Source organism: Nostoc sp. CHAB 5715, assembly GCF_020829685.1.
Classification (GTDB): domain Bacteria; phylum Cyanobacteriota; class Cyanobacteriia; order Cyanobacteriales; family Nostocaceae; genus Nostoc.
On record NZ_JAIVFR010000181.1, the window covers coordinates 1 to 9,560 of the forward strand.

The 9,560-nt window shown below is 40.1% G+C and carries 7 protein-coding genes and 1 pseudogene; all 8 read left to right on the plus strand.

Annotated features, from left to right (window positions below; genetic code table 11):
* Nucleotides 1-157: 157 nt before the first annotated feature.
* Entirely contained in the window at nucleotides 158-877 is a 720-nt protein-coding gene (hepC, locus tag LC574_RS12180) for a heterocyst development glycosyltransferase HepC (protein WP_229453759.1), read from the plus strand.
* A 257-nt stretch (nucleotides 878-1,134) separates the two neighbouring features.
* Nucleotides 1,135-2,976 (plus strand): heterocyst formation ABC transporter subunit HepA, encoded by a 1,842-nt coding sequence (hepA, locus tag LC574_RS12185; RefSeq protein ID WP_229453760.1) that lies wholly within the window; start codon nucleotides 1,135-1,137, stop codon nucleotides 2,974-2,976.
* A 202-nt stretch (nucleotides 2,977-3,178) separates the two neighbouring features.
* Nucleotides 3,179-4,018: a hypothetical protein gene (locus LC574_RS12190; protein ID WP_229453761.1), complete on the plus strand. Its 840-nt coding sequence runs from the start codon at nucleotides 3,179-3,181 to the stop codon at nucleotides 4,016-4,018.
* Nucleotides 4,019-4,089: 71 nt separating this feature from the next.
* Nucleotides 4,090-5,292, plus strand: a complete 1,203-nt coding sequence (locus LC574_RS12195) for a glycosyltransferase family 4 protein (RefSeq protein WP_229453762.1) — start codon at nucleotides 4,090-4,092, stop codon at nucleotides 5,290-5,292.
* 59 nt (nucleotides 5,293-5,351) lie between these two features.
* Entirely contained in the window at nucleotides 5,352-6,344 is a 993-nt protein-coding gene (locus LC574_RS12200; RefSeq protein ID WP_229453763.1) for a glycosyltransferase family 2 protein, read from the plus strand.
* 139 nt (nucleotides 6,345-6,483) lie between these two features.
* A complete protein-coding gene (locus tag LC574_RS12205; RefSeq protein ID WP_229453764.1) occupies nucleotides 6,484-7,686 on the plus strand; it encodes a glycosyltransferase family 4 protein in 1,203 nt (400 codons plus the stop codon).
* Nucleotides 7,604-8,560, plus strand: a complete 957-nt coding sequence (locus LC574_RS12210; RefSeq protein WP_229453765.1) for a glycosyltransferase family 2 protein — start codon at nucleotides 7,604-7,606, stop codon at nucleotides 8,558-8,560. Before LC574_RS12205 ends, LC574_RS12210 begins: the two co-directional genes overlap by 83 nt.
* A 280-nt stretch (nucleotides 8,561-8,840) precedes the next feature.
* Nucleotides 8,841-9,560: pseudogene (locus LC574_RS12215) on the plus strand (O-antigen ligase domain-containing protein); the annotation flags it as partial.

Here is a 9,560-nt window from a genome sequence, read left to right on the forward strand (position 1 = left end):
ATGTGTGCTTGGCTGAGTGGCAAATAGCAATAACATATTTTTGCCCTCAATTATCTCCAACTTTTTGGACTGACACAAGATTCGGATTTGGGTCTTTGGCATTGATAGCCTTTGATAACGCCTCAGCAATTCACTCCTGTATAAACCCAAAGACATTATGACAACTTCAATAATTCCAACTCTAGAGAATTTATATAATGTAACCCAGGAAGACCAAGATAATCGTGGGTACTGCACACTCCAGTGGCGACGGGGTAAGCTGTTGGTGAAGCCGCTTGGACAAGTGAAACAACCATATCTACCTTCATTAAACAGTAAGCGATCGCTAGTAGAATGCTTACAACATTCTCCTGTAAGTTTGGTAAGCATAGATCCCAAATTGGGTGAGGCTTTGCTCAGGTTTTGGGCAGATGCATGTGAAGAAGCTCAAAAGCCAATATTCCTAAGCATATCCGCTAGCAATAAACTGCCTAACCAACCCTTGAGACAAGTACAGCGACTAATTGATTGGATTGCTGCTTTCGTGTTGCTGCTATTAGTAAGTCCAGTCATGTTGGGATTGGTTGTGTTAATGCAGGTTTACTCGCCAGGGTCAATTTTTTGTCGTGAGTGGCGCGTGGGAGAACGGGGTAAACTGTTTCGGGCAATGAGGTTTCACACGCAAAACATCACACCGCTAGGGCGTTGGATGGGTAAATACAGTCTCAACAATCTGCCACTGTTATTTAACGTGCTGCGGGGTGACATGAATTTGACCGGATCTCGTTGTTGGACTTTAGAAGATGCAGTACAGCTAAAGAAACTACCAGAAATTAAAGCTTCATGGGAAGTAGAAGCACAGCCTCACCTGTTACATCTAGATAGCCAAACACTGTAATTTATATCTTACACCTGCCTATCCCGCCTGAGAATAAATTCTCAGGCTAATAGCCTAAGTCCACTCAAGTGGACTACAACCCTTACTTAGTCTTCTTTAGAAGACTTTAGCTATAAGCCTCAGAATTCATTCTGAGGCGGTCGTCGGGACTGGTGCAAGTTCTGAGGTAATTTATCTGTGCGGTAATTGATGGTTTCATTTACCGCACTGAGGCTAAAGCGGTCTATCTACCTTGCCAAACTATTATTATAAAATCCATGCATTTTCAACTTCCTCAAAAACTCCGTAGTCTGCTCAAAGCCTCCAGCTTCTGGCAGGACAACTATTTGCTATTGCGAGAATTTAAACACTTTCGCAAGATTGTAATTTTAGCTCTGATATTCTCGATTCTGGCGGCAACTTTTGAAGGTGTAAGTATTGGTTTTTTACTTTCATTTTTGCAAAGCTTAACTAGTCCCAACGCTCAACCTGTCCAAACAGGAATAGAATGGTTTGATAATTTAGTATTGGGAGCAAATACATCCCCAATTAATCGTCTGTACCGGGTATCTTCGCTGATTTTATTAAGTACTTGGTTACGTGTTGCCTTCAATTACTTGGGACAAGTCTATACTGAATTATCTCAACTGCATTTTGGCGATCGCTTACGTAAGCAAATTTTTGAACAGTTACAATCCTTATCGTTAAGTTACTTTGCCAAAACTCGTTCTGGTGAACTAATTAACACAATTACCACAGAAATTGAAAGAATAAGACAGGGTTTCAGTGGCGCAGCCTTTTTAATAACTAGAGGAATCACAACTCTTGTCTACTTGATTTCAATGTTTTTGATATCATGGCAACTGACTGTAATTTCAGCATTACTATTTACACTTTTAGGTGTAGGTTTATCTAATCTGAATGCCAGAGTCAGAGAATCAAGTTTTGGCATGACAAGTGCTAATGCTAATTTTACATCAACAGCCATAGAATTTATTAATGGCATTCGCACGGTTCATTCCTGTGGTACTCAAGAATTTGAGCGCCAGCGTTATTACAAAGCTAGCGACAAGGTAGTAAGTACTACAACTAAAGTTGTATTCACTTGGACACTTGTCAAGCCAATTGCCGAAGGGGTCGCTACTACGGTGTTGGTCGGAATGATTATTTTGGCATTCACTAGCTTGGTTAGTAATGGAACGCTACAAGTTGCTTCTTTGCTAACATTTTTCTTTGTGCTATTTCGCTTCATCCCGTTTGTTCAAGATATTAATGGCACACGAGCATTTCTCAGTACTCTACATGGCTCGGCAGACAACATTAAAAATCTGCTCAAAAGTGATGATAAAAATTATTTTCAGAATGGAACACTTAAGTTTAAAGCTTTACAAAGGGGAATAAATCTAGTATCTGTAGATTTTGGCTACGATGACAAAAATATAGTGTTGCATAATATTACCCTAACCATTGAAAAAGGGAAAATGACTGCATTAGTCGGAGCCTCTGGTGCTGGTAAAACAACTCTTGCTGATTTAATTCCCCGATTTTATAATGCTACAGAGGGAAATATCTATATTGATGAAATTGATATCCGGCTGTTTGAAATTAACTCTCTACGTCGTCAAATAGCTGTCGTCAGTCAGGATACTTTTATCTTTAATACTGATGTTTGGCAAAATATTGCTTATGGTACTCCCCAAGCTACTAATGAGCAAATTCAAGAAGCTGCTAAACTAGCGAATGCGCTGGAATTTATTTTAGAAATGCCCGAAGGTTTTAATACCAAATTGGGAGATCGCGGCGTTAGATTATCTGGAGGACAAAGACAGCGAATTGCTATCGCACGGGCGCTACTACGGAACCCCGAAATTTTGATTTTGGATGAAGCAACTAGTGCCTTAGATTCTGTATCCGAGCGCTTAATTCAAGATTCATTAGAAAAGCTATCTGTGGGTAGAACAGTAATTGCGATCGCTCACCGTCTTTCTACTATTGCTAAAGCAGATAAAGTCGTAGTGTTGGAAGCAGGGCGGATAGTAGAACAGGGCAAATATCAAGAATTACTCGGACGTAAAGGCAAGCTTTGGGAATATCACCAGATGCAATACTATAATTCGTAATTTGTCATTTGTCATTTGTCATTTGTCATTTGTCATTCGTCATTTGTCATTCGTCATTCGTCATTCGTCATTTGTCATTCGTCATTCGTAATGGGCTATGCCCCGCTACGTTTGCGGAGCGTCTCGTAGAGAAGACAGTAACTCGTAAATTATCAATTCTTTATCTGGCTGAATTACTTATAGTTTTAACAAGGAAAAATAAATGGTAAATCTAGGCTATCATACTGCTAAAATTCAGGGAAAATTTAATCGATCTCTATATAAAGCAGCCCTTTCTCAGATTGTCAGCATCCCAATAAAACAAACTCGACAAGTTCCGGTAAGTGTTTATGCTTTCTCATGTGAACGCGATCTACCAGAACAAGTAGCAAGTATTCGCTCATTCATTCGTAATGTCGGCATTCCAGATACATTCGCTGTAGTTTCTGATGGCAGTTACACTGAGTTTAGTTGTAATTTACTCCACCGCGTCCATCCCTGCGTTAAGGTAATACCTTTACAAAACTTCTTGAGAAAGGATTTACCTCAATGTGTTCTTGATTATGCCAAACTGCATCCTCTGGGCAAAAAATTATCGGCATTAATGTCAATTCCGATTAATGGAACTACGATTTACACTGATTCAGATATTTTGTTTTTTCCCGCCGGGATTGACTTAATTGATTTGAGTAACTCGGATGATAAATATTCTCTTTATCTACCTGATTGTTCTATATCACTAGATGAGCGAATTATTTATGATGATTCTGAAAAGTCAAATCCAGTAAATGGTGGATTTATATTATTTAGGCATGAATTTGACTGGAGTTTTGCTATCGAACGTTTAGCAAATCTTCAAGAAGCTCCTACTTATTTTACTGAACAAACAATTGTTCATTTGACCATGCACCACAATCATGGTAAACCTATATGCTCAAAAAAATATGTTCTCAATGTAGAAGATCAGTTCATTTATCCAGATAAATCTGCAAGTAAAAACATTGCTCTCAGGCATTATGTGAATGATGTTAGACACAAGTTCTGGTTTAATGTTGGCATATAAATTGATAAAGGTTAACATCTATTTATCTAAGGAATACAATTAACAATAACGTAGAAAATAAGTGGTGATTAATGCCTAACTCAATTAATAATGCCAAGCAAAATAATGAACAATTGCACAGGGGTATTTTTGAAGAAGACCTGATTTATCAATGCTCCAATTTTGATGTAGGTGAGGGCGGGGGTGTTGAAACTTATTTAGCTTCTCTGTTTGAACATCGACCACCTGAAGTTAGCGATCGCGTGATAAAATCGCTTCAGAATGTTGACCAAAGCCAGTTTAAGTTGCTACACCTCCACAGCCCGGATTTACTCTTGCAGCTTACAGGCGAGTGTCCTACGGTTTTCAGCGTTCATAATCACTCATTGTACTGTCCTAGTGGCACAAAGTATTTAGCTGGGCAGCGAACAATCTGCGATCGCAACTTCTCTTACTTAGGTTGTACCTGGGGTAAATTAGTAGATAAATGTGGTAGCCGTAGACCTTTAAGAACTCTTAAAGAACTTCAAAATACTCATCAGTTATTAGATACCTTAAAAAAAGTAAAAATTACTTTTGTTGCTAATAGCGAATACGTGCGTCAAGAGTTGATTAAAAACGGTGTACCTCCTGAGCGAACTGTAACGCTACACTGTGGTATCTCTATACCACAAAGAACAACCGCACCCCTGAGTTTAGAAATCCACCAAAATCATAGAATTTTGTTTGTTGGACGGATTGTTTCTGATAAAGGTTTGGAATGGTTACTTAAAACCTTAGTACATACAAATCCGCAAATTAAACTTGATATTGCAGGTGAAGGCTGGGAACGACCACGGTTAGAAAGGTTAGCAAATACACTCGGATTAAGTAACCGAATTACTTGGCATGGTTGGTGCGATCGCAACACATTAAATAACCTTTACGAACAGTGTTTTGCAGTCATCTTTCCTAGTGTTTGGCCTGAACCTGCCGGTCTTGTAACTCTAGAAGCATACTCTCGTTATCGACCTATAATTGGTAGTGCAGTCGGAGGGATTCCAGAACATTTGCGAGATGGAGAAACGGGTATTCTTGTTCCAGCTAATGATATCAAAAAGCTGGCTGATGCTATTCATGATTTGTATGGAGATTATGAAAAAAGCCGATATATGGGCGAACAAGGTCATGCTTTATTAATGAAAGAATTTACCATGAATGCTCATGTAAATAATCTCCGAACAATTTATGCAAAAACAATAGCTGAATTTCCTTATAGAGCGAAAAAAATATATAGCGTTTCTCAAGCGAAATAAGCTTAGTTTGATACATCAAATTGTTCATCTTTTACATATTAAATATAAAGGAAAAAACTATGTCATTGTCTCAAGAATATCAACAGCCTTTAGTTAGTGTTATTATCCCCACCTATAATAGACCAGAGTATCTCAAGCAAGCGATCGCTAGTGCTGTTAAACAAACTTATCAAAATATCGAAATTATTGTTTCTGATAATTGTAGTTCAGAAAATCCTCAAGCACTTGTGGCATCTTTTGGTGATTCACGCATTAGATTTTGGCGGCATCAGCAAAATGTGGGGATGATTGCTAATCAGCAACATGGCTTCAAGATGGCGCGAGGTAAATATGTTGCTAGTCTTCATGATGATGATATTTGGAATGAAGATTTTTTAGCAAAGCTAGTACCACCTCTAGAAGCAAATTCTGAGTTAATTCTCGCTTTTTGTGACCAATATATCATAGATGCTAATAGCATAATTAATAATGCTGGAACTGAAGAAAATACACGCGGTTATAAGCGAGACAAACTAGCAAAAGGAATTCATCAACCTTTTTACAAAATTGGATTAATAGATAAAAGCATACCCACTGCTGCATCTTGTGTGATTCGTAATAATATTATCGATTGGGATAGTATGCCCTCAGAAGTTGGCGGCATGTGGGATTTATATTTAACTTATCTCTGTTGTATATCTGGTTACGGTGCTTACTACTATCCAGAAAGATTGACGCGATATCGTGCCCATGAGCAAACTGATACTATGCTCAGTGGTAGTCGAGATGTGCAGGCAAAAATCCGCAAAGCTAAAAGCGAAATGTTTTGTTATCAAGTCTTTATGGAAGACGCTCGTCTAGAGCAATTTAAGACTTACTTTCAACAGAAATGGTTAGAAGCTAATACAACTTTGGGAATTGGTTTGCTACGAAGCGAACAGATAGCCGCAGCACGTCCTTATTTTTGGCAGGCGTTGAATAAACAAAAATTTGATGTGCGAACTGTGGCTGCACTAACTCTTAGTTTTACTCCGCGTTTTTTCGCAGAAAAATTAATAGAAATCTCTAAATAATAGAGTCAGCATGTTTGAGTTGTAGATTTTTTTTAACGAACCGCAGAGACGCAGAGGACACAGAGGTAATAAAAATAAGATTTTTTTGATTTTTACTTTGCGTCTTTGTTTCAGCCTATTTGACCAAGCAAGGTAGTGTATGAAACTTTGTATTGTTACTCATAAAATCAAAAAAGGTGATGGTCAGGGGCGGGTAAATTACGAAGTTGCTCAAGAAGCAATTTGTCGTGGTCATCACCTGACATTATTAGCCAGTGAAGTCGCACCAGAACTAGAAGATAATAGTCAAGTTAATTGGATTAAAATTCCAGTCAAAGGCTATCCTACAGAATTTGTGCGGAATTTCATATTTGCCCAAAAAAGCGCAGATTGGTTACGTCAAAATCGTTATGAGATTGATTTAGTTAAAGTCAATGGAGCAATTAATCTGGCTCCGGCTGATGTGAATGCTGTACATTTTGTCCACAGTTCATGGTTGCGATCGCCTGTTCATATTTCCCGCAACCGCCGAGATTTGTATGGTTTCTATCAATGGCTGTTTACGGCTTTTAATGCCCGTTGGGAAAAGCAGGCTTTCCAAAAAGCGCAGGTTGTGGTAGCTGTATCCGAAAAGGTCGCCCAGGAATTAGTTAACATTGGTGTGCCGCGTTCTCGCATTCGCGTAATTATCAATGGCGTTGACTTAGAAGAATTTGCCCCTGGCCCAAGCAATCGCCAAAAATTAGGTTTACCAGAGAATGTTACCCTAGCACTGTTCGCCGGAGATATCCGCACACCCAGAAAGAACTTAGATACAGTCTTGCACGCTTTGGCGAAAGTTCCCGATTTACATTTGGCGGTGGTGGGACACACCCAAGGTAGCCCTTTCCCAGAATTAGCAACATCTTTAGGGTTAAGCGATCGCGTGCATTTTGTGGGATTTCGCCGTGATATTCCCGAAATTATGCAAGCAGTAGATTTATTTGTTTTTCCTTCCCGATACGAAGCTTGCAGCCTCGTATTGTTAGAAGCACTTTCTTCAGGACTGCCAGTAATTACTGCCACAGCCACCGGGGGCGGAGAGTTGGTGACACCAGAATCTGGCATCGTCTTATCCGACTCAGATGATATTGATGCTTTGGCTGTGGCGCTGATGTCCTTGGTGAACGATGTCCCGTTGATGCAGCAAATGGGCAAAGCTGCTCGCTTTGTGGCAGAACAACATAGCTGGACTACTATGGCACAAACTTATGTGGATCTATTCGAGGAGTTAAGCAAGAATGCGGAACACCGTTCTGATACCGACTTATCGCCGTCCACAAGACCTATCACGCTGCCTTTTGGCGCTACAGGAGCAAACTAAACCCGTCGATCAGGTGATAGTCGTTGTCCGCGACACGGATGCAGAAACTTGGGAATTTCTAGCGCAATTCAAAGCCCACAACTTGCCATTGCATACCGTGAAAGTGACACAACCGGGGGTAGTAGCAGCCCTCAACGCCGGACTAGCAGCAGTGGAGGGTGATATTGTTTCCATTACTGATGATGATGCTGCACCTCACCCAGATTGGTTAGAACGCATCGCCGCTTACTTTACCTGTGATAGCCGCCTCGGCGGACTTGGTGGGCGTGATTGGATATACCACGGCAGCAAATTAGAAAACGAATCCCGCCCAGTAGTGGGACAGTTGCAATGGTTTGGGCGAGTGATTGGCAACCATCACTTGGGAGTGGGAGAACCCCGCGAAGTCGATATTCTCAAGGGCGTAAACATGAGTTTTCGTACCCAAGCAATCGGACAAATGCGCTTTGACGAGCGGATGCGTGGTACTGGAGCGCAGGTACATTTTGAAATGGCATTCACTCTGACATTAAAACGGGCTGGTTGGAAGATAATTTACGATCCTAATGTTGCTGTAGATCACTATCCAGCAAAACGTTTTGATGAAGACCAGCGAAATAATTTTAATGAAATTGCCTTTATTAATTTAGTCCATAATGAAACCTTAGTTTTATTAGAGCATTTGCCATTTATCCGCCGGATTGTATTTTTATTCTGGGCAGTATTCGTGGGTACATGCGATAGTTTGGGTTTCGTCCAATGGCTGAGATTTTTACCTAGCCAAGGGCAGTTAGCAGGGAAAAAATTACTTGCATCCTGGCGGGGACGTTGGCAAGGATATAAACAATTCAAAATTCAAAATTCAAAATTCAAAATGAATTCAATTTCTTTTTAGCTCTAGTGGTCTGTAAAGTTGGAATTGATGGATAAACAAGTTCGTAGTAAGGACTAAAGTCCTTAGAGGATGTTTTAAAAGTCCCAGAAGGTATAATTTTGCTGTTCTCACTTGAGTTAACTTTGACGATAAATCAAGGTTTTAGCCATGTACTGAGATACTTTGCTGTCCTAACTAGGAAAGCAAAAGACCCTTTTAAAACATCCTCTTACTACAAACCTTAAAAATTAGCTTAGACATTGTACTAGTTAGCATTGGTAAATCCAAAATCTAAAATTGAATGAATTCTAGACAGATACTTTTCAATAGTTTTTTACAAGAAAACTATTCTCCTGAGGAGCGATCGCAACAGGGTTGGATGGCGATCGCAGGCTTTGTATTACTGACTGTAGCTTGCTATTTTGCTGGTGCTACTGCTGCATTGCGCCTAATTTACCCAGTAACAGCTTTAATCGTAGCCATATTTTTATACTTGCGGCATCCCATTCTCTACATCAGCTTTACCTGGTGGATCTGGTTTCTCACGCCCTTAGCTACTCGCTTAGTTGATTATCGGGTGGGCTGGGACGCTACCCGTCAGATGCTCATAGCACCCTACTTGGTAGTGTTTGTCACTATCGCAACATTCTTACGACACTTTCCCCGCGCCTCACGTCAAGGGGGCTTGCCGTTTGTTTTGGCTTTTATTGGAGTGTTCTATGGCTTTCTAATCGGTCTGATTTATAACCCACCAATCCCTGTAGCACGCGGATTGATGGATTGGCTCAGTCCTGTCATTTTCGCTTTTCACTTATTTATTAACTGGCGAGATTATCCCAGCTATCGCCAGAACATTCAACGAACATTTCTCTGGTGTGTGTTAATTTTAGGAACTTATGGCGTATATCAATTTGTGGTAGCTCCTGAATGGGATAGGTACTGGCTCATAGAATCAAAATTATTCATGAGTTCTGGAAATCCTGTACCTTTCGGGATGCGCGTCTGGAGTACATTACACTCA

Excerpts from the sequence above, each read along its gene's own strand:
- hepC (WP_229453759.1), top strand. The coding sequence starts at position 158 with ATGACAACTTCAATAATTCCAACTCTAGAGAATTTATATAATGTAACC.
- hepA (WP_229453760.1), top strand. The coding sequence starts at position 1,135 with ATGCATTTTCAACTTCCTCAAAAACTCCGTAGTCTGCTCAAAGCCTCC.
- LC574_RS12190 (WP_229453761.1), top strand. The coding sequence starts at position 3,179 with ATGGTAAATCTAGGCTATCATACTGCTAAAATTCAGGGAAAATTTAAT.
- LC574_RS12195 (WP_229453762.1), top strand. The coding sequence starts at position 4,090 with ATGCCTAACTCAATTAATAATGCCAAGCAAAATAATGAACAATTGCAC.
- LC574_RS12200 (WP_229453763.1), top strand. The coding sequence starts at position 5,352 with ATGTCATTGTCTCAAGAATATCAACAGCCTTTAGTTAGTGTTATTATC.
- LC574_RS12205 (WP_229453764.1), top strand. The coding sequence starts at position 6,484 with ATGAAACTTTGTATTGTTACTCATAAAATCAAAAAAGGTGATGGTCAG.
- LC574_RS12210 (WP_229453765.1), top strand. The coding sequence starts at position 7,604 with ATGCGGAACACCGTTCTGATACCGACTTATCGCCGTCCACAAGACCTA.